At 65.5% G+C, this 19,679-nt stretch carries 21 protein-coding genes and 1 riboswitch; of the genes, 13 read left to right on the plus strand and 8 right to left on the minus strand.

The window, feature by feature from the left end; all coding sequences use genetic code 11:
- Window positions 1-9: 9 nt before the first annotated feature.
- The 8 genes from ribE (at window position 10) to B597_RS40830 (ending at window position 5,159) form a co-directional block, all read left to right on the plus strand.
- Window positions 10-486, plus strand: coding sequence for a 6,7-dimethyl-8-ribityllumazine synthase (gene ribE / locus B597_RS40795; RefSeq protein ID WP_003289143.1), 477 nt, complete (start codon window positions 10-12; stop codon window positions 484-486).
- Window positions 483-968: a transcription antitermination factor NusB gene (nusB, locus tag B597_RS40800; protein WP_003292240.1), complete on the plus strand. Its 486-nt coding sequence runs from the start codon at window positions 483-485 to the stop codon at window positions 966-968. The genes ribE and nusB overlap by 4 nt, the downstream gene beginning before the upstream one ends.
- A 12-nt stretch (window positions 969-980) precedes the next feature.
- On the plus strand, window positions 981-1,943 hold the full coding sequence (thiL, locus tag B597_RS40805; RefSeq protein ID WP_031323696.1) for a thiamine-phosphate kinase: 963 nt from the start codon (window positions 981-983) through the stop codon (window positions 1,941-1,943).
- Between the two features lie 53 nt (window positions 1,944-1,996).
- Complete coding sequence (locus B597_RS40810) at window positions 1,997-2,494, plus strand: phosphatidylglycerophosphatase A family protein (RefSeq protein ID WP_003292242.1); 498 nt, start codon at window positions 1,997-1,999, stop codon at window positions 2,492-2,494.
- Window positions 2,495-2,579: 85 nt separating this feature from the next.
- A complete protein-coding gene (locus B597_RS40815) occupies window positions 2,580-3,227 on the plus strand; it encodes a retropepsin-like aspartic protease family protein (RefSeq protein ID WP_003292243.1) in 648 nt (215 codons plus the stop codon).
- A gap of 110 nt (window positions 3,228-3,337) precedes the next feature.
- A complete protein-coding gene (gene ribA / locus B597_RS40820) occupies window positions 3,338-3,955 on the plus strand; it encodes a GTP cyclohydrolase II (RefSeq protein ID WP_003292245.1) in 618 nt (205 codons plus the stop codon).
- Entirely contained in the window at window positions 3,952-4,359 is a 408-nt protein-coding gene (locus tag B597_RS40825; protein WP_003292246.1) for a hypothetical protein, read from the plus strand. Before ribA ends, B597_RS40825 begins: the two co-directional genes overlap by 4 nt.
- A complete protein-coding gene (locus tag B597_RS40830; protein ID WP_024162384.1) occupies window positions 4,359-5,159 on the plus strand; it encodes a cobalamin-binding protein in 801 nt (266 codons plus the stop codon). The genes B597_RS40825 and B597_RS40830 overlap by 1 nt, the downstream gene beginning before the upstream one ends.
- A 22-nt stretch (window positions 5,160-5,181) precedes the next feature.
- Here B597_RS40830 and B597_RS40835 read toward each other — a convergent pair whose 3' ends face one another.
- The 4 genes from B597_RS40835 to B597_RS40850 form a co-directional block, all read right to left on the minus strand.
- Window positions 5,182-7,047, minus strand: coding sequence for a TonB-dependent receptor domain-containing protein (locus tag B597_RS40835; RefSeq protein WP_003292248.1), 1,866 nt, complete (start codon window positions 7,045-7,047; stop codon window positions 5,182-5,184).
- 96 nt (window positions 7,048-7,143) lie between these two features.
- A riboswitch (cobalamin riboswitch) is annotated at window positions 7,144-7,360 on the minus strand.
- A gap of 308 nt (window positions 7,361-7,668) precedes the next feature.
- Window positions 7,669-11,322, minus strand: coding sequence for an AAA family ATPase (locus tag B597_RS40840; RefSeq protein WP_003292249.1), 3,654 nt, complete (start codon window positions 11,320-11,322; stop codon window positions 7,669-7,671).
- Window positions 11,319-12,554 (minus strand): exonuclease SbcCD subunit D C-terminal domain-containing protein, encoded by a 1,236-nt coding sequence (locus tag B597_RS40845; RefSeq protein WP_003292250.1) that lies wholly within the window; start codon window positions 12,552-12,554, stop codon window positions 11,319-11,321. Before B597_RS40845 ends, B597_RS40840 begins: the two co-directional genes overlap by 4 nt.
- 292 nt (window positions 12,555-12,846) lie before the next feature.
- A complete protein-coding gene (locus B597_RS40850) occupies window positions 12,847-13,719 on the minus strand; it encodes a helix-turn-helix transcriptional regulator (RefSeq protein WP_003292251.1) in 873 nt (290 codons plus the stop codon).
- Between the two features lie 321 nt (window positions 13,720-14,040).
- Here B597_RS40850 and B597_RS40855 point away from each other — a divergent pair, with 321 nt between their 5' ends.
- The gene (locus B597_RS40855; protein ID WP_003292252.1) at window positions 14,041-14,256 is read left to right on the plus strand and encodes a hypothetical protein; all 216 of its coding nucleotides are present in this window, start codon (window positions 14,041-14,043) and stop codon (window positions 14,254-14,256) included.
- Between the two features lie 6 nt (window positions 14,257-14,262).
- Here B597_RS40855 and B597_RS40860 read toward each other — a convergent pair whose 3' ends face one another.
- The 4 genes from B597_RS40860 to B597_RS40875 are packed head-to-tail and all read right to left on the minus strand — an operon-like array spanning window position 14,263 to window position 16,860.
- Window positions 14,263-15,576 carry a sensor histidine kinase gene (locus B597_RS40860; protein WP_003292253.1) on the minus strand — a complete coding sequence of 438 codons (1,314 nt, stop codon included), beginning with the start codon at window positions 15,574-15,576 and terminating at the stop codon, window positions 14,263-14,265.
- Entirely contained in the window at window positions 15,573-16,238 is a 666-nt protein-coding gene (locus tag B597_RS40865) for a response regulator transcription factor (RefSeq protein ID WP_003292254.1), read from the minus strand. Before B597_RS40865 ends, B597_RS40860 begins: the two co-directional genes overlap by 4 nt.
- Entirely contained in the window at window positions 16,238-16,543 is a 306-nt protein-coding gene (locus B597_RS40870; protein WP_003292255.1) for a PepSY domain-containing protein, read from the minus strand. The genes B597_RS40865 and B597_RS40870 overlap by 1 nt, the downstream gene beginning before the upstream one ends.
- An 8-nt stretch (window positions 16,544-16,551) precedes the next feature.
- Window positions 16,552-16,860, minus strand: a complete 309-nt coding sequence (locus tag B597_RS40875; protein ID WP_003292256.1) for a PepSY domain-containing protein — start codon at window positions 16,858-16,860, stop codon at window positions 16,552-16,554.
- A 175-nt stretch (window positions 16,861-17,035) separates the two neighbouring features.
- Between B597_RS40875 and B597_RS40880 the strand changes: the two genes are divergently transcribed.
- From B597_RS40880 to B597_RS40895, 4 genes are all read left to right on the plus strand, one after another.
- Complete coding sequence (locus tag B597_RS40880; protein WP_003292257.1) at window positions 17,036-17,392, plus strand: copper-binding protein; 357 nt, start codon at window positions 17,036-17,038, stop codon at window positions 17,390-17,392.
- Window positions 17,393-17,497: 105 nt separating this feature from the next.
- Window positions 17,498-17,761, plus strand: a complete 264-nt coding sequence (locus B597_RS40885) for a PepSY domain-containing protein (RefSeq protein ID WP_003292258.1) — start codon at window positions 17,498-17,500, stop codon at window positions 17,759-17,761.
- A 104-nt stretch (window positions 17,762-17,865) separates the two neighbouring features.
- Window positions 17,866-18,750: a pseudouridine synthase gene (locus tag B597_RS40890; RefSeq protein ID WP_024162385.1), complete on the plus strand. Its 885-nt coding sequence runs from the start codon at window positions 17,866-17,868 to the stop codon at window positions 18,748-18,750.
- Window positions 18,751-18,817: 67 nt separating this feature from the next.
- On the plus strand, window positions 18,818-19,648 hold the full coding sequence (locus B597_RS40895) for a DNA-formamidopyrimidine glycosylase family protein (protein ID WP_003292260.1): 831 nt from the start codon (window positions 18,818-18,820) through the stop codon (window positions 19,646-19,648).
- Window positions 19,649-19,679 lie beyond the last annotated feature (31 nt).

Raw genomic sequence — 19,679 nt, forward strand, 5'->3', positions numbered from 1 at the left:
AAAGCACCCATGCCCCTGAAGACCATCGAAGGAACCTTCATCGCCCCGCAGGGCAAATACGCCCTGGTCGTAGGCCGCTTCAACAGTTTCGTCGTCGAAAGCCTGGTCAGCGGCGCGGTCGACGCGCTGGTTCGCCACGGCGTCAGCGAGAACGACATCACCATCATCCGTGCACCGGGTGCCTTCGAGATTCCGCTGGTCGCGCAGAAAGTCGCGCAGCAGGGTGAATACGATGCGATCGTCGCCCTGGGCGCCGTCATCCGTGGCGGCACCCCGCATTTCGAATACGTCGCCGGCGAATGCACCAAGGGCCTGGCCCAGGTTTCCATGGAGTTCGGTGTGCCGGTCGCCTTCGGCGTGCTGACCGTCGATTCCATCGAGCAGGCCATCGAGCGCTCCGGCACCAAGGCCGGCAACAAGGGCGCCGAAGCCGCACTCTCCGCGCTGGAAATGGTCAGCCTGCTGTCGCAGCTGGAGGCGAAGTGAGCCTGAATCACGACGATAGCCAGGACGCACCGCAGCCCAAGGCCAAAGGCAAGATCGCCACGCGCCGGGTTGCCCGCAGCCTGGCGATGCAGGCGCTGTATCAGTGGCACATGGCCGGTCAGAGCCTGAACGAGATCGAAGCGCAGTTCCGCGTCGACAACGATTTCTCCGGCGTGGACGGCAGTTATTTCCATGAGCTGCTGACCGGTGTCGCGCGGAGCAAGAGCGAAGTCGACGGTGCCATCGCGCCGAATCTCGACCGTCCGCTGGAGGAACTCGATCCGGTGGAACTGGCGATCCTGCGCCTGTCCACCTACGAGCTGATGCAGCGCATCGACGTGCCTTATCGTGTGGTGATCAACGAAGGCATCGAGCTGGCCAAGGTCTATGGCGCCACCGACGGGCACAAGTTCGTCAACGGCGTGCTGGACAAGCTGGCCCCTTCGCTGCGCAGCGCCGAAGTGCGCAACCACAAGCGTTGAGGGCTGCTCGCCTTGTTGGGTGAGTTCGAGCTGATCCGTCACTACTTCGCCGCCGCCGCTTGCGCCAGGGCTGGCGGCGAAGTCGTTCTCGGCATCGGCGACGATTGTGCCCTGCTGCAGATCCCGGCCGGCGAGCAACTGGCCGTCTCTACCGATACCCTGGTCGCCGGGGTGCATTTCCCCGATCCCTGCGATCCCTTCCTGCTCGGCCAGCGTTCGTTGGCCGTGGCCGCCAGCGATCTTGCCGCGATGGGCGCCACACCCATCGGCTTCACCCTCGCGCTGACCCTGCCGGGCGGAGATCCACTCTGGCTGGCGGAACTCGCCCGCGGACTGGATGCCATGGCGCTCGACTGCAGCCTGCGTCTGATTGGCGGCGACACCACCCGTGGCCCGCTGAGCCTGACCGTCACCGTATTCGGTCGAGTCCCTGCCGGTCAGGCACTGACTCGTGCCGGTGCTCAGATTGGCGATCTGCTCTGCGTGGGCGGTGTGCTCGGCGAGGCGGCCGGGGCATTGCCCCTGGTGCTGCGCCAGGCCGAAGCCGAGGCAGACATCGCCGAACATCTGCTGGCGCGCTACTGGTCACCACAACCGCAACTGGCCCTGGGTGAGGCGCTACGCGGCAGGGCGACGGCGGCGCTGGATATCTCCGACGGGCTGCTGGCCGATTGCGGCCATGTCGCCGTGGCTTCGGGGGTCGCCCTGCACATCGAGCGCGAGCGGTTGCCGCTGTCCGCGCCGTTGCGCCGTTTCGCCGGTGAATCCGAAGCATTGCGCTGTGCGCTGGCTGGCGGGGATGACTACTTGCTGGCGTTCACCCTGCCGCCTGCCGAGGTGGCACCGCTGCAGGCCGCCGGCTGGCCGGTGCATGTCATCGGCCGGGTGACGGCCGGGCAGGGCGTGCAGTTGATCGATGCGGCAGGTAACGAGGTGGCCGTGTCCGAACGTGGCTACAACCATTTCAATGCATGAGGGTTGTTGCAGGCCTGTAGCCGCACGCCTCCGATCCGAGAAGGAACGCTGTTTTGACTGACTCCTTGCCGGTCGCGGCCAAGCCGCAAACCCTGGTCTGGTCCAATCCCTGGCATAACCTGGCGTTCGGCTTCGGCTCCGGGCTGATGCCCAGGGCGCCGGGTACCTGGGGCTCGCTGGTGGCGCTGCCGTTCGTGCCGCTGTGGCAGTCGCTGCCGGGCTGGGGCTATCTGCTGATGCTCGGCGTGACCATGCTGTTCGGTATCTGGCTGTGCGGCAAGGTGGCGTGCGAACTCGGCGTGCACGACCACGAAGGGATCGTCTGGGATGAGTTCGTCGGCATCTGGATTACCTTCTGGCTGGTGCCGGAAGGCTGGTACTGGATGCTGCTCGGTTTCGTGGTGTTTCGCGTGATGGACATCGCCAAGCCCTGGCCGATCAGCTGGGTCGATCGGCATATCCATGGCGGGGTGGGGATCATGCTCGACGATATCCTCGCCGGCGTCGCGGCCTGGGCGGTCATGCAGGGGCTGGTCGCGCTGTTGGTTTGATTGTGCGTCCGGTCGCTGCAGGCGGCCGGCCATTGAAGCATGATCGGCGTCCGGCTCAGGGCCTGATGTCGAGGAAGAAATAGCCATGCGTAGCGTCTCCGTACTGTTCGCCAGCCTGTTGCTGCTGCCTGCACTCGCGCAGGCCGCGTCCATGGTGCAAGTGGTCGGGCTGTTCCCTGGCGCTGCGGTGGTCAATGTCGACGGTCAACGCAAGCTGGTCAGGGTCGGCCAGACCGGCCCCGGCGGCGTCCAGGTGGTGAGTGCCGATGCCAGTGGTGCGGTGCTGCGCGTCGACGGCGTCGAGCGCCATTACAACCTGAGCCGCGAATACAGCGGCGCCTACGCGGCGCCAAGCAAGGCCCAGCTGAGCGTGGCCAAGGGCAGCGGCGGCCATTACTGGATTGCCGGTGCGATCAACGGCCAGCCGATCCAGTTTCTCGTCGATACCGGCGCCACCTCGGTGGCGATCAACGAACATCAGGCCCGTCGCCTGGGCATCGACTACCGCGTCAACGGTCGGCCCATGGTGGTGAGCACCGCCAGCGGTACGGCGAAGGCCTGGCGCGTGCATCTCAACAGCGTCAAGGTCGGCGCGATCGAGGTGATCGGCGTGGAAGCGGTCGTCGTCGAGGGCGGTTCGCCCACTGACGCGCTGCTCGGCATGAGTTTCCTCGGCCGTGTCAGCTGGCGCGAGGAGCAGGGCGTGCTGGTGCTGGAGTCGAAAACCTCCTGAGCGGCTTCCTGGCGGCACGATAGGCGCGGTCGACGGCCAAACTCTCCAGCCAGATTCGCCTTTAGTTGGTGTTACAATGTCCGCTTTTCTGCCGCCTGGGATTTCCGCCCGTGTCTGTCGTGTTCGTCGCCGCTTCTCAACTGCCGACGCCGTTCGGCGTGTTCACCATGCATGGTTTTCTCGATCAGGACACTGGCAAGGAGCATGTCGCGCTGACCCTGGGCGACGTGGCCGACGGCCAGCCGGTACTGGGGCGCCTGCATTCCGAGTGCCTGACCGGCGATGCGTTGTTCAGCCTGCGCTGTGACTGCGGCTTCCAGCTGGAAGCGGCGTTGCGCGCGATTGCCGATGAAGGCCGTGGCGTGTTGCTCTACCTGCGCCAGGAGGGCCGTGGCATTGGCCTGCTGAACAAGATTCGCGCCTATGAACTGCAGGATGCCGGTGCCGATACCGTCGAGGCCAACGAGCGCCTGGGCTTCGCCCCGGACATGCGTGATTACGCCATCTGTCTGCCGATGCTCGAGCACCTGGGCATCGGCGAGATCAAGCTGATGACCAACAACCCGCGCAAGGTCAAGGCGCTGCAGGGCTTCGGCATTCGCGTGGCCGAGCGCAAGCCGCTGCAGATCGCGCACAACCCGCACAACCGCAAGTACCTCGCCACCAAGGCCGGCAAGCTCGGCCACATGCTCGGCGAGATCCACCAGGGCGAAGCCGAGCAGTCGTGACGCGAGCCGCCGCCCTTCGCCAGCTTGCGCGTGACGGCTGGCTGCATACGCTGCTGATGGTACTGCCGGCACTGGTGCTCGGCCGCACCTCAGTGGTGTTCGCCGATTGGGGGCTGCCACTCTTCGCTGCAGGCCTGGTCTCGCTGTTCTTCAGCCTGCGGGCCTTCACCCGGTTCAAACATGCGCTGATCGCCACCGAGCAGGCACTGAACGGCCCGGCAGAGTGCGATGCCTGGAATGATCTGCGTCGCGTGCGCCGTCGCGGCCTGCTGATCGCCTCGTTACCGGCCTGGTTCGGCGCTGCGGGTGCGCTATTCGGCATGGAGCCGGTTGCCCGCCTGCTGCTGGTGTTCGGCAGTCTGGTGCTGCTGGTGCTCTATCGCATTCCGCGGCAACTGCATTGATCCGCCGCCTGCTGCTCGCCGCCCTGGTGTGCCTGGTGACACAGCCGGCGCTCGCCACGCAGCGGGTGGTGAGTCTGGCGCCATCGCTCAGCGAAATCATGCTCGAACTCGATGCCGCCGACCGGCTGGTCGGCGTGCTGGATGGCGGCGAACGTCCGCCGGCGCTGCAGTCGGTGCCTTCGGTCGGCCGCTACGGCCAGGTGGAGATGGAAACCCTGCTCAGCCTGCGTCCCGATCTGGTCCTGCTCTGGCCGGACAGCGTGCCGCGGAGCCAGCGTGAGCAGCTGCGCCAATTCGGTATTCCCGTCCTGGTCGTCGAGCAAACCCGCCTCGAAGGGCTGGCCGAGCAGTTCGTTGTGGTGGGTAATGCCGTAGGCCGCGCCGAACAAGGCGAACGACTGGCCGAGCGCTTTCGTTCAGGCCTCGCCGAGTTGCGCAGCAATTACACGCGGGCCGAGCCGCTGCGGGTGTTCTACCAGATATGGAATCGCCCGCTGTATACCCTGGGTGGCCGGCAGATCATCAGCGAAGCGATCGAGGTATGCGGCGGACAGAACGTCTTCGCCGACCTGACCCTGGCGGCACCGCAGGTCAGCATCGAGGCCGTACTCGCCCGCGATCCGGAGGTGATCCTGGCCGGAACTGGCGCGCAACTGGACGAGTGGAAGGCCTGGCCGCAGCTCAGCGCCGTGCGCGATGGGCGACTGCTGGAAGTGCCTGACAAGGGGCTGGAGCGGCCGAGCTTCCAGATGCTCGGGGCGATCGGGAAACTCTGCGAGGTGATGGCGGCAGCGCCCTGAGCGGGCGCGCCGGTAGATGCGATTAGAGCGAGGGCGTCCAGGTGACGGCGAGCAGCGCCGTGCGGCCTTCGATGTTGTACCCGTAGCGGCCGTTGGCGGTGCTGTAGGTCGCTTCGGCGTAGTCCTTGTCGAACAGGTTATCCAGCTTCAGGTCGAGTTTGAGCTCCTGATTGGCACGCCAGCTGCCACGCAACCCCACTAAGCCATACCCGCCCATTTCGATTTCGTTGTCCGCGTCGTCGTAGCGACCGCTGACGGCTCTCCAGCTGGCGCCTACCGAAAACGCGCCAAGTTGACGGTCCAGGTCCAGGCTCAGCGTGCGCTTGGCGCGACGGGCGAGTGTATGACCGCTATCGCGATCGCGAGGGTCGATGAGGCCGGCGGCGAGGCTGGCCTGCCAACCGAACAGATCCTGCTGGAGAGTGGCCTCCAGGCCATTGATCCGCGCGGTCTGGACATTCTGAGGAATCCAGAAAGCGTCCGAGACGATGGCGTCCTCAATGTCAGTGCGGTACAGCGACAATTCCAGCGAGCCGCTTTCGCTATAGCGGTTGCGCCACTGGAGCTCGTAGCTCTTGGATTTTTCAGGTGCAAGGTCAGGATTCCCGTACCACGAGTCATACAGTTCGTTGAATGTTGGGGCGCGGAATCCCTCGCTGTAGGACACGACCACGTCGTTACGGGTATCCAGCGGTACGGTAAGCGCCGCGTTCCAAGTGTTTTCGCTGCCGTACTGCTCGTTCTTGTCGTGGCGCAGGCCAATCTCTGTAGAGAACGCGTTGCCGGTATAGCGGTGCTGGATGAAGGCTGCCTGATTCCAACGGGAGTCCTGGGCAAAGGCGCTCGAACTGTGCAGTTGGTCCTCATGCCAATCGGCGCCGAGCAACAACTGATGAGCTGGGGCGAGTTGAAGCGTGTTTACCCAGCTGGCCGAGTCACGATAGGTCGAGTAGCGGTAAAACATATAGGCAGGAGCCTGTGGGGTGTCGTTTCCGGTGTCCCGCTTATCCTCGCTGTGTCCGACTTCGAGGCGGCTGTTCCAGGCATCATTAAGCTCGGCAGCAACGAACCCGGAGGTGCTGCTCAGCTGGAAATCCGTGGTCGGTTTGGATATGCCGCCCAGGTCGTCGAATTCGTTCTCACCCCGCTGATCAATTGCGCTCATGCCGACTTCGACAGAATCATTGAAGCGGTGCGCAAGGTTCAGGCTAAGCGAGCGATTGCGGTAAGCGTCGTCATCGCCATTGGCGCCGAAGCTATCGCGCGTGGCGTCGATACTTTGGGTTTCATCCAGCGCGGCCCCCAAGTTGAAGCGAGTCTGGCCATTGCCTCCGGAGAGGTCCAGGCTGCGTTCGAAGGTGCCGTTGCTTCCCACGCCGAAGCGGCCCTCAGGTGCAAGACCCTGACCGCTGCTTTGGCGAGTGAAGATCTGCACCACCCCGCCGATAGCATCCGAGCCATATAGCGCAGACCGCGGGCCGCGCACGACTTCGATCCGTTCGATCTGATCGGGGCTGAGGAATTCGAGGCTGTTGGTGCCACTGGACGCTGCAGCGATACGCTGACCGTCGACCAGAACCAGGGTCTGGGTGCTGGCCGTGCCGCGCATGAACAGGCTGGTAAGACTCCCCGCTCCGCCGGTACGGGCGACGCTTACGCCCGGCACGCGCTCCAGTAGCTCGGCAACGCTGCGTACCTGCAACCGCTCGATATCGTCTCGGTTGAAAACGGTGGTGGCCGCCGGGGTCTGGCTGCGGCGCTGCGGTTCGCGGTTCGCGGAAACCACCGTATCGGACAGCTTCAGCGCTTCGTCGCGCGTCAGCTCAACAGCAAACACCTGCATGCCTGGCAACAGCGCCACGGCGAGAGCAAGTCGGGATAGTTTCATTCTTGGAATTCCTCAAAAGATCGCAGACTTTTGAGGAGGGCAGGAACAAGCGCGGGGATGACGGGCAGCAGCGCTTGACGGTGCTGCCCTCCGCAACACCAGTCGAATCCGCCAGGCCGGTCTCCGGGCTTTCGACGCGCATCACGCTCACCTTCCCGTGCCGGAACACAGTGGCTGTCGAGCGGACGGCGATCCCAAGGATCGCGGTCGATTACCGTTGCGGGGGCAGCGCCGGCCTTGCTCTTGCGAGCGCACCGGCTTCCCGTTTAATGCCGACCTTGCGGTCGTGCACACCTGGGCGGATAAGAAAAACGCGCGAACCTTACGGCCGGGCGCGCTGAAACACAAGCGGACGAAAGCGCGCAATGACCTGCCACATCGGCGTGGCGGCCCGTCATTGGGCCCCCCACAGGGATCGCAAGCGGTCTCCCACACCGGCGGCCAGCCACGCAGAGTCCGTAGGAGGCGCGCCCTCGCGGCGATGCAGGCCGCAGGCCTGCCCAGAGCCCCAGCGCATGTTCGAGATGGACTGTCGCAAGTTTGGGGCACGAACATGTTGGGCTTCGTCGCTTCGCTCCTCGGGCTGCACGTCCCGCCAAACTGCGCTCTGTAAACGATCAGCTACACCATGCCGCCGACGATCCGCAGCGCACTCTGGCCGTTGCCCTGGCGCTGCACCTGGATCTGCACCGGGATGCGCTCGTGCATTTCCGCCACATGACTGATCACCGCCACCTTGCGGCCCTGGGCCTGCAGCGAATCCAGCGCGTCCATGGCGATCTGCAGCGACTCGGGGTCGAGGCTGCCGAAGCCCTCGTCGATGAACAGCGACTCGATCTTCAGCTTGCTCGACGCCATCGAGGCCAGGCCCAGCGCCAGCGCCAGCGAGACGAGGAAGGTTTCGCCGCCGGACAGCGAGTGTACCGAGCGCAGCTCGTCGCCCATCTCGGTATCCATCACCAGCAGCCCCAGTGGGCTGCCGCCGCGCTTGAGCCGATAGCGCCGGGCCAGCTGGCGCAACTGCACATTGGCGTGCTGCACCAGCAGGTCGAGGTTGTAGGCCTGGGCGATCTTGCGGAAGGCACCGCCGTCGCTGGAGCCGATCAGCGCGGCGATGCGCCCCCAGCGCTGGTGCTCGGCCCGCGCGGCATCGATCTGGGCGAGCAACGCCTGGCTCTGGCTGCGACGTTTGTCATCGTCGATCAGCCTGGCGCGGGTTTCAGCGCAGCGCTGATCGGCTTGCTCGCACTGCTGCAGTTGCCCGGCATGGCGCTGCTGCAGCTGTTCGGCGTCCGGCGTTTCGGCCTGCTGCTGTTCATGTATCTTCAGGCGGCTGAGGCAGCCGTCGAGCCGTTCGTGGCAACGGGTCAGGGCTTCGCCGTTCTGCTGCAGGCGCTGGCGCGCCTCGGCGAGCAACGGGTCATCCATATGCAGCAGCTGGGCGAGGGTGGCGTCGTCCAGCTGCGGATGGCGGGTGCGCCAGCTCGTAAGCTCGGTCGCCAGCGCGTCGCGTTCCTGCTCCAGTTCGGTGTGACGCTGGCGGCAGTTCTGCTGCTCGCCGTGCAGGCGCGTCAGCGCCAGCTGGCCCTCGTTGAGCTGCCGGTCGATTTCTGCCTGGCTTTGGCGGGTGGTCTGGATGGCCATGTCGAGCTGCTGTTGCCAGGTGCTGGCGCTGGTCTGTTCGCCAAGGCTGGTACGCAGCGCCTGCTGGCAGGCCAGCAGCAGCTTCTCGCGCTCGGCGAGTCGTGTACTGCAGCCCGCCTGTTTCTCCTGGCGATGGTGCTGCTGCAACTGCTCATCGCCAAGGCGCTGATCGCACTGGCGCAGTTCCTCAGCCAGTTCGGCCTGCTCCTGCAGCTGCTGCAGGCGGGTGGCGATGCTGGCGTCCAGCTGCATGAAGGTCTGCGCGGGGTTGTCGCGCCAGCGCTGCACCTGCTCGGCCGGCAGCAGTTCGGCGAAGGCTTGCAGCTCTTCGTCAAGCTGGTGGCTATCACGGGCGAGGGCATCGCGCTGGCGGGCGAGCCGCTGGGTCGCCTCGATACAGGCTTCGCGTGCCGCTTGCCAGGCCTGCTGCAGGGTTTCGCTGCGCTGTTGCAGGGCGAGTAGCTGCTGCTGACGCTGGCTGGCGCTGCCGATCTGCTCCTTCAGGGTTGCCAGTTGATCCTCCAGCCACTGCGAACGCTGCGCTTCCGGCTGCTGGAGCAGATGGGCGTGGGCAGGCAGGGTGAGCAGGCGTGGAGCCAGTGCCTGCAATTGAGCGTCGACTTCGCCCTGGCGCTGTTGCGTCTGGCGCAACTGGGTGCTGAGCGCGACGTGGCGATCACGCAGCTCCTGCAGACGCTGATCCTGTGCCTGCAGCGCCTGCTGCGCGCGCGCGGCCTCGCTGTCGTCGTGCCGGTCGAGACTGGCGACCAGCGCATCGGTATGCTGCCAGGGATGTTCATCGCTGCCGCAGACCGGGCAGGGCTCGCCGGGGACCAGCGCCGCGCGCAGCGCCTCGACATTCTCGCTGCGCGCCAGGCGCTGACGTTCGAGCAGCGCGAGGGTGACCCTGAGCGCCTGCTCGGCGATATCGCGTTCGCTGCGGACCTGTTTGCCCAGCGGCACCAGGCTTTCCAGTTCGGCCTGCTGGCGGCGGTGGGCATCGGCCAGCTCGCGCTGGCTGGCGGTGAGCGTGAGCTGCTGTGACCAGAGTTGTTGCAGCGTATCGGTTTCGCGCTCGGCCTGGCGCCATTCGTCGAGTTGGCGATGCAGCCGGGCCAGCTGTTCGGCCAGCCCGACGTCGCTGTCGCGCTCGCCTTGCAGGCTGTCCAGCGCCTCGCGCGCGAGGCTTTGCCGGGTTTCGGCAGCCTTGGCCTGTGCTTCCAGCGCCGGGAGTTCACTCTGGCCCTGTTGCAGGCGCGCGGCCAGTTGCACGGCCTGTTGCAGGCGCGGACGGTAACCGCCCCAGGCTGCACAGAGCGGTTGCAGTGTTGCACTCGCTTCGAGTTGCCGCGTCAGTGTGGCGAGCTGGTCGGCGGCGCGCTGTTGCCGTTCGCCGAGCTGCTTGAGCGTTGCCTCACCGGCGCTGGCCACGGCATCGGCCTGGGCGCTTTCTTCGCGGACCGACGTGAGGTCGGCATTCAGATGGCCGAGGCGTTCCTCTTCGCGGCGTGCCTGGGCCAGCCTGGGCTCGGCATCCTGGCGGGCCTGCTCGGCCGCACGCAGGTGGTTGCCGGCTGTTTCGCATTGGCCCTGCAATTCGTCGAGGCGCTGCTGCAGGGTAGTCGCTTCGCGCTGCAGGCTGTTCAGGCTGGCTGCGGCCTTGCCCAGCAGGGGTTCGAGTTCCTGCTGACGCAGAAAACGATGGCGCTGCGGCGCGAGCCGTTCGAACAGGTCGAGAATGCGCCTGGCCTCGCTCAGGCTTTCGCGCTCGTCTTCGGCGTCCTGCAGCTGCTGGCGGGCGGCGTCGCGCTCGTTTTCCAGGCGCTGCAGTTCGCTGAGCCATTGCCGCTGCGCTTCCAGCTCCTTGAGCTGCTGCTGCAGCTTCTTCAGTTCGTCGAGCTGGGCCTGATGTTCGCGCTCCAGTACGTCACGCTGCTCGGGCTCCAGCGGCTGCAGGCCGCCGGCCTGCTGTTCCAGGCGCGAGAGGTCTTCTTTCGCCTGCTTGGCGGCCTCGAAGGCAGCCTGGCCGAGGCGGCTGTAGAGGCCAGTGTCGGTGAGCTTTTCCAGCAGGGTGCCGCGCTCGTCATCCTTTGCTTTGAGGAAAGCGCTAAATTCACTTTGCGCGAGGAGAACGGCCCTAGTGAACTGGGGCAGGGTCAGGCCCAGGCGCGCTTCCAGCAGTTCCTTGAACTCGCCCTTCTTGCCGCTGGTCAGCAGCGTACCGCTGTCCAGGTCGGTGAGGCTCTGGCTGCTGGCCTGTAGCTTGCCGTTGATCTTCTCCTTGGCGCGCCTGACCTCCCAGCGTGCGCGGTAGCGGTGACCGTCGACTCCGATGAAATCCACCTCGGCGAAACCTGCGCCGCAGCCGCGGCGCAGCAGGTTGCGCTCGTCCGTATTGCCGATCTCGTCGCTGCCGTCGGGGACTTTTCCTTGGGTGGCGACGCCCTCCAGCCGTGGCGTGCTGCCGAACAGAGCCAGGCACAGGGCGTCGAGAATGGTGCTCTTGCCGGCGCCTGTAGGCCCGGTAATGGCGAACAGGCCGGCGCTGGCCAACGGTTCGGCGGTGAAATCGATGACCTGCTCGCCGGCCAGCGATGCCAGGTTCTTCAGACGGATGGCGAGGATTTTCATCGATCGTTCTCCTCACCAGTGAACTCGACCCGCTGCAGCAGCGTGGCGAAATCCTCCAGCGCCTGTTGATCCGCCGGGTTGCCGTACTGCTCTTCCCAGGCGCGGGCGAACAGCTCCTGCGGGCTGATCTGGTCGAGGCCGAGCAGCACCTCCGATTCCGTCTCGCCACGCCGGCCTGCGTATTCGCTGGCGATGCGCACCAGTCGGCAGGCCTTGCCGGTTATCGCGGTTTCGATGCGCTGGCGCAAGTCCGGCAGCGGTTCGTCGAGCTGTACTCGCACCTCCAGCCAGGGCAGGTTGTCGTCGAACAGGCCGGTGGGTGGCAGTGCCTCCAGCTCGGCGATGACTTCGGCCAGCGGCGCACGGCCGATACGGATCATCTCGACTGCGCGCGGCACCGGCAGACTGTCGACCTGTTTCAGTTCCTGGCCATCGAGTTCGACCAGCAGTACCTGATGCGGATAGTTCACCTCGGCGAAGGACAGCGGCAGCGGCGAGCCGCTGTAGCGGATGCGTGCCTGTCCGGCGACCTGCTGCGGCTTGTGCAGATGACCGAGGGCGACATAGGCGACGGACTCGGGAAACAGGCTGGCCGGCAGCGCCTCGGCATTACCGATGACAATGTTGCGCTCGGATTCCTCCGACACCGCGCCACCGGCCATGTGCGCGTGGCTCATGGCGAGCAGCGCCTGGCCTGGCTGGCGCACGGCCTCGGCGGCGGCGATCAGCCGCTCGTGGACCTGGCGGATACCGCCCATATAGTCGTCGCCCAGTTCCATTCCGGTGACTTCGGCCGGGCGCAGGAAGGGCAGGGTCAGGCACCAGGCGGCGGCGTTGCCTTCGGCGTCATGCAGCGGCACCAGCAGCCGCTGGTGGTCCAGCTGGCCGTCGGCAACCCAGCTGATGCGGCCGACGGCATGGGCGTTGAGGCGCTTCATCAGCGGTGCCGGCAGTTCGATGCGTCCGCCCGAGTCGTGGTTGCCGGCGATCATCACGATGTCCAGCCGGGGCAGTTTTTCGTGGGCGCGGACGATGAAGTCGTAAAGGCGTTCCTGGGCCTTGAGCGGCGGGTTCACGGTGTCGAAGACGTCACCGGCGATAAGCAGGGCGTCGGCGCGCTGGGCGACCAGCTGGTCGAGCAGCCAGGCGAGGAAGGCGGCGTGTTCGTGGTCGCGGTCCTGGCCGTGGAGGGTCTGGCCAAGGTGCCAGTCGGAGGTGTGGATCAGGCGCATGGACTCAGGCTCTTTGTTTGCGGGCGCAGGGGTAAATCGCTGTGGGGTTGGGCAACTGCGTCGGGTGTACCGCTTGTGGGAGCAGACTTGACCGCGGAGCTGGTTGATTTTCGAGTTTGCAGGTGGCCGCTGCTTGTCGTGCAGGTTTCGCCCAGCAGGGCGAAACCTGAGCTAAATGCCGAGGAAAGCGCGGCGCACCCATCGTGAGCTCCGTGCCCGCTCTCTTCGCGGTCAAGACCGTTCCCACGCGGGTGCAGCGGCCATTCGCGGTCAAGACCACCTCCACACCCCCTCACGAGTACAGCCACCCCTTCAACGCCTGCAGGTTCCCCACCTGCAACTGCTGCGCCGCCGCATTGGCCTGCACGGTATTCGGGTCGATGCCGAACCGCTGCAGCACGTACTGCACCAGCGCGCCACGGGTCTCGACTGGCAGCTGGCCGTCGACCATGCCGAAGTCCACCTCGATGATCGCCTTCTGCGCCGGGCTCAGTCGTGCATCCGGCTCGATCAGTACGGTAACCGCGGCATTCCACGCGTCGTCCTGCTCGCGGGTGTGCAGGCTGGCGTCCATCAGGTCCGGCTCACCGCGGAAGCGGCTGAGTACGAAGTCGCGGTACTCGCGGTTCTTCTCGCAATAGGCGCGCACGTGCCAGCGCATGCCGGTATAGACCAGCGTATGCGGCGCCATCACGCGGATCTCCACCTCCGGGTTGGCCAGCGAGACGTACTCGCTTTCCAGGCGCAGCCCCTCGCGGCAGGCCTGCAGGAGCGGGCGCAGCACTTCGGGGCGGATGCTGCGGTCCGGCACTTGCAGCACTTCGGTGTGGGCGTAGGCCAGCGCCAGGCCCTCGATGTGCGGGGCGCGGACACGGTTCTGGTCGAGCAGGTGCAGATAGGCGCTGGCGCTGCCGTCGATGAACAGCGGCTGGAATGCCCTGGTCGGCTTGTAGCCCTTCAGGTGGCGGTCATAGGTCAGGTTCTTCGGCGCATGCTCGTTGAGGTAGGTATTGATATCCTTCGACGCTTGCTGGCGGCTGATGCCGAAACTTTGCATCAAGTGACCGGTGGTCAGGCGGCCCTCCCACCAGGCGATGGTTTCGATCAGGCGGTAGCGCAGTGCCAGGTCCCAGCGTATCTGGCTGATCGATTGCTTGCGTTTCATCAGGGTGCACCTGTGCGCAGGAGCTGCATGACTATGTCGAGCACATCGACGTGTCGTGCAACGCTACATATGTTCCCGCTGTGATACAACTCGTGCGACGCGATGGCGGATCGACATCGACCTGGGGGCAATGCCCAGCCGATAGGCGCTGGCGGGGCAAATGACGATGTTGCGCTTTGCCTGGTTGGCGTACGCCAGGGACGACCCTGGATGACGGGTGTTTTTCACGCTTTGCCGAGCGGTGCATGGTTCCCGATGGACGGCTGGAATCTACGAGCGATGGGCCGGGTCCCTTGTTTCAGACCATCACTAGAGCTGCCCATGAAGACTCTGTCCCGTTATCTGGCTGACACCTTCACCTCGCAATACCGCACGCGTGTCGAGCCGCAGGAAGATGGCCGGCTGGTGGTGCATGTCGGCTATCCGATCAATGGCACCCATGCCACGCGGATCATGGCCGGCTACCAGGTGCAGAACACGCTGCTCGTGGAAACCATTCTGGAAGACATGCGTAACGAACTGGCCCGCCCGCATTGACGTCGCTCAGCGCGCCGCGGGCAGGTCGATGCTCACGCGCAACCCGCCCAACGGGCTTTCCTCGAGTTTCCACTCGCCACGCCAGGCGCTCAGGATATCGCTGACGATGCCCAGCCCCAAGCCGTGACCCTCGGCTGTCTCGTCCAGACGGATACCGCGACTGATCACCTTTTCCCGCTGCTGTGGCGCGATACCGGGGCCGTCATCGTCGACCCGCAGGGTGAAGCCGTCGCTGCGGCGTTCGATGGTCAGCACGACCTGGTGCTTCGCCCACTTGCAGGCGTTGTCCAGCAGATTGCCCAGCAGCTCCAGCATGTCTTCGCGGTCACGCGGCAGGCGGCATCGGGGCGGCGCATGCCAGCTCAGCTCGAGCCCGCTGCGGTGGATCATCGCCAGTGTCTCGAGCAGTGCCGGCAATTCGGTGTCGCAGTCGAAATGCGCGCCGGGCACGTCGCCGGCCAGGCGTGCACGGCCCAGTTCGCGGCTGATGCGCTGTTGAATCTGGTTCAACTGTTCGCGCAGGCTCGCCTGCAGTTCCGGGTGGGCGCTCAGCTCGTCGCGCTGGATCAGGCTGCCCAGCACGGCCAGTGGCGTCTTCAGCGCATGGCCGAGATTGCCCAGCGCATGTCGTGAGCGTTGCAGGGTCTCGTCGGTATGTGTCAGCAGGCGGTTGATCTGTTCCACCAGCGGCTGCAGTTCCTGCGGCGCCTGCTGGTCGAGCTGCTGGCGCTGGCCCTGTTGCAGCTGAACGATCTGCTGGCGGGCGCGCTCCAGCGGCCTCAGCGCCAGGCCCATTGCGTAACGCTGCAGCAGCAAAAGCGCGAGCAGGGCGAAACCGACCAGACCCAGGCCGCTCAGCCGCACTCGGGCGAAACTGTCGAGGATCGGCGTGTAGTCCTGGGCCACGCTGATGATGATCGGCTGGCCGTCGCGTTGGTATTCGGCGCGGTAGCCCAGCAGGTGCTGCCCCTGTGGGCCGTCCAGCAACTCGTCGGCCAGCCCCGGCTGTTGCGGCCATTGCGGGGTCGCGTCCCACAGCGAGCGCGAGCGCCAGGTCCGTCCGGGGAGCTCGATCTTGAAGTAGTGACCGGAGAACGGACGCTGGTAGCGCGGGTTGAGGCGCTGAAGATCCAGCTTGTCGCCAGACGAGCCTTTGACCACCGCAATCAGCAGCCCCTCGGTTTCCTCTCGCAGATCGGTTTCCAGGCTGCGTCTTAGACTCGCCTCGAACAGCCAGAGGCTGGTCTGCACCAGCACCAGTGCCACCACCAGCAGGGTCGCGATCAGCGCCAGGCTCAGGCTGCGCTGGATGGATTTCACGGCTGGTTGCCGAAGCGATAGCCCTGACCGCGGCGGGTTTCGATCAGTTCGCGGCCGAGCTTGCCGCGCAGGCGATTGACATGCACCTCGATGACGTTCGAGTCGCGCTCGGTTTCAGCGTCGTACAGATGCTCGGTCAGCTGGGTCTTCGACAGCAACTGCCCCGGATGCAGCATGAAGTAGCGCAGCAGGCGGAATTCACCGGCGGTAAGCGCTATTTCCTGACCATCCTTGCGGCAGCTCTGGCGCGATTCGTCCAGTTCCAGGCCGCCTGCCTGCAGCAATGGCTGGTTGGCCAGGCCGTGGGCGCGCCGCAGCAGCGCCTGGATGCGCAGCTGCAATTCTTCGGGGTGAAAGGGTTTGGTCAGGTAGTCATCGGCGCCGGCCTTGAGGCCGTCGATGCGTTCGGCCCAGGAGCCGCGTGCGGTAAGAATCAGCACCGGTGTGCTGACCCCGGCGGCGCGCCAGGCGCGCAGCACTTCCAGCCCCGGTTTGCCAGGCAGGCCGAGGTCGAGAATGATCAGGTCGTAGGGCTCGCTGACGCCCTGGTATTCGGCGTCGCGACCATCGGCCAGCCAGTCGGTGGCGTAGCCGTGACGGCCGAGACCGCTCATCAGTTCGTCGGCCAGGGGAACGTTGTCTTCGACCAGGAGCAGGCGCATCAGTCTTCTTCATCCTTGAGCAGGCGCCCGTCGCGGGCATCCAGTTCCAGTTCGCGGGCGACGCCCTCGGTCGTGAGCAATTCGATTTCGTAAACGTAGATGTCGTCTTCTTCCTCCAGCTCGGCTTCCAGCAGGCTGGCCCCCGGATAACGTTCCAGGGCGCGCTGCAGCAAGGTTTCCAGCGGCATGATGAGGCCCTCGCGGCGCAGCCGCAGGGCCTCGTCCTGATCCAGGTCGCGGCTCACCGCCGGGGTGGCGGCAAGCAGCAGGGTCAGTGGAAGCGTTACGAGAAGGGGGGCACGCATGGGTGGCCTCAGTCGTCCTGATGATCCTTCAGCACTTCGCCGGTCTTGGCGTCGAGCTCCAGGTCCCATTGCACACCTTTGTCGTCGCGCAATTCAAGCTGGTAGATATAGCGGCCGTATTCTTCTTCCAGCTCGGACTCTTCGACGGTCGCGCCGGGATGCTTGGCCAGAGCGGCTTCGTTGAGTTTCTCGAACGACTGGATGGTGCCGGCATCACGCAGGCGCAGCGCTTCGTCCGGCCCGATGTCCTTGGCCAGGGCCAGGTTGGCGCCCAGGGCGAGGGTGGCGGCGGTGAACAGCGTAGTCAGGGTTTTCATGGTGTTGATTTCCTGTGGTTGGTTTCGACGGTTCACAGGTTACGAGGCCCGGCTTAAACGAAACTGAATGCGCTGCGCCACGCCGAATGCATCATTCGGGCGAGGGCGGACGCCTGTGCGGCGGCTAAGCTTCGCTGCATCGTTCATTCGCAGCCGGTCGAACCGCGGGGATGCCATGAAAATCCTTATCGCTGTGCTCGTTGCAGTGCTCTGGGCGGCTGCTTCCTCCCTGGCCGAAGATCTTCTCAAACCCACCACCACGCCGCCGCCGGTGGACGAGGTTTCGCCCGGCGATGGCCTTGAAGCCGAGGCGGCCTTCGACGCCACCGGGGTGATCCGCGCCATCGACGTGCAGCAGGGGCGGGTCACCATCGCCCACGGTCCGGTGCCGGCGCTGAAATGGCCGGCCATGGTCATGCCGTTCAAGGCGAGTCGGCAGCAACTCGCTGGCCTGGCGGTCGGCGACGCAGTGGATTTCCGCTTCACCGATGGCGAGATGGACCCGCGCATCGTCGTCATTCGCCGCCGCTGACCGGACACGCGCAGGTGCTGAACCAATCGCGCGTCGCTGCGCTCGAAATCAGGGCAGGGCCATCGCCATGGCTCGACCCGATTGGTTCACAGAAGGAAAGCCGAGATGTACAACAAGACACTGACCGCCGCACTCGCTGTTGCAGTCCTGGTCTCCGGTGCTGCCATTGCCGCCGACAAGCCGGGTGCCGACTGGATCAGCCTCGAACAGGCCGTGGAGAAGGCCAGGGCCGCCGGCTATACCGAGTTGCACGGCATCGAGGCCGATGGAGACGGCTGGGAAGGCGAGGGCATGAAGCAGGATGGCAAGAAGTATGAGTTCAAGGTCGACGGCCGCACCGGCGAAGTGGTCAGGGACAAGGAAGACTGAACACCGCTCTGCCACCATGCGCTGGTCGCGCCCTGTGGCCAGCGCACGCTTTGCGCACTGAGCGAGTATCATCGGCGGCCCAGCCTGTCCGCGCGCTTCGCATCATGTCCGCTCCGAGTCCCCGTCCCAGCACCCTGCACCTGCCTCCCGGCGACTGGTCGAGCGTACTCGACTGCCTGTGCGCTCGGTTTCCGGCAATCGACCGTGCCACCTGGCTCGAGCGCATGGCCCGCGGGCGGGTGCTCGATGCGGACATGGTGCCGATCGATGCTAACCAGCCGTACCGGGTCGGCATGCGCGTGCATTACTTTCGCGAGGTGCCGGACGAGACGCCGGTGCCGTTCGAGGAGCGCATCCTGCATGTCGACGAGCATCTGGTGGTGGCGGACAAGCCACATTTTCTTTCCGTGATGCCGGCTGGCGAGTATGTCAACGAAACCCTGCTGGCGCGGCTGTGCAAGCGGCTGGGCAACACCGATCTGGTGCCCATTCATCGCATTGACCGCCTCACCGCGGGCCTGGTGCTGTTCTCGGCCAATCGGGAAAGCCGCGGCGCATACCAGGCGCTGTTCCGCCAGCGCGAGATCGCCAAGCGCTACGAAGCGATCTGCCCGGCGCTGCCGCACCTCGACTTTCCGCTGCGCCGAAGTCTTTGCATGGTCCCGGCTGAGCCGTTCTTCCTGATGCGCGAAGGCGAGGGCGAGCCGAACAGCGAGACGCTGATCGAGGTGCTCGAGCGGCGTGGCGACCTGTGGCGCTACGGGCTTTCCCCCATCAGTGGCAAAAAACACCAGCTACGCCTGCACATGGCCACCCTCGGCGCCGGTATCTGCAACGACCCGTTCTATCCCGAGCTGCTCGAGCGCCGCGAGCGTGAGGCCGACGACTACGCGCGGCCACTCAAGCTGCTGGCGCGCGGCTTGCGCTTTCGCGATCCTGTGAGCGGGGCGCTGCGCGAATTCGAGAGCACACTGCAACTGGACTGGTAACGGCGGGCGCACCTTCGCGGCGTTGGCGAGTCTCAAGTCGAAGACAGGCCAGCTATTGGTGCAGCCAATGCCCGAAGGTCCTTCCATCGTCATCCTGCGTGAAGAAGCGGCGGCGTTCGCCGGGCGCAGCATCGAGCGTGCCGAGGGCAGCGCCAAGATCGACACGTCCCGGCTGGCCGGCCAGGTGGTACGTGGCTGCCACAGCTGGGGCAAGCATTTCCTGATCGAGCTGGAGGACGTCTCCGTCCGCATCCATCTGCTGCTGTTCGGCAGCTACCGCATCAATGAGCGCAAGGACGCCGTAGCGCGGCTGAGCCTGGGCTTTGCCAACGGCGAGCTGAACTTCTACGCCTGCTCGGTGCAGTTGATCGAAGGGCCGCTGGATGCGACGTACGACTGGAGCATGGACCTGATGAGCGACGCCTGGAGTCCGCGTACCACGCTCAGGCGTCTGCGCGAGCGGCCACGGTTGTTGGTCTGCGATGCGCTGCTCGACCAGACGCTGTTCGCCGGCTCCGGCAACATCATCAAGAACGAGGTGCTCTATCGCATTCGCGTCCATCCGCTGTCGCTGATCGGCGAACTCTCGGCGGCCAAGCTGCGCGAGCTGGTCCGAGAGGCACGCACCTACAGCTTCGAGTTTCTCGAATGGAAGCGCGCCGGTGTGCTCAAGGCGCACTGGCTGGCCCACGGCAAGACCACCTGCGTGCGCTGCCGGATTCCGCTGGTCAAGGCCAAGGCGCTGGGGCGCAGTCGGCGAAGGGCGTTCTTTTGCGAGCGATGCCAGAAGCGCTACGGCGAAGCGGCGCTGGATAACGTCGAGGCGCCGTGCATCGCCGAGGAAGGCCAGGGGCAGGGAGATGACCGGCAAGAAACCGGCGACAGCTCACCCGGTTGAAGGCGACGTCCTGGCGCATACGGGCCCTGCT

The organism is Stutzerimonas stutzeri KOS6 (assembly GCF_000307775.2).
In the GTDB taxonomy this organism is placed as follows: Bacteria; Pseudomonadota; Gammaproteobacteria; order Pseudomonadales; family Pseudomonadaceae; genus Stutzerimonas; species Stutzerimonas stutzeri_B.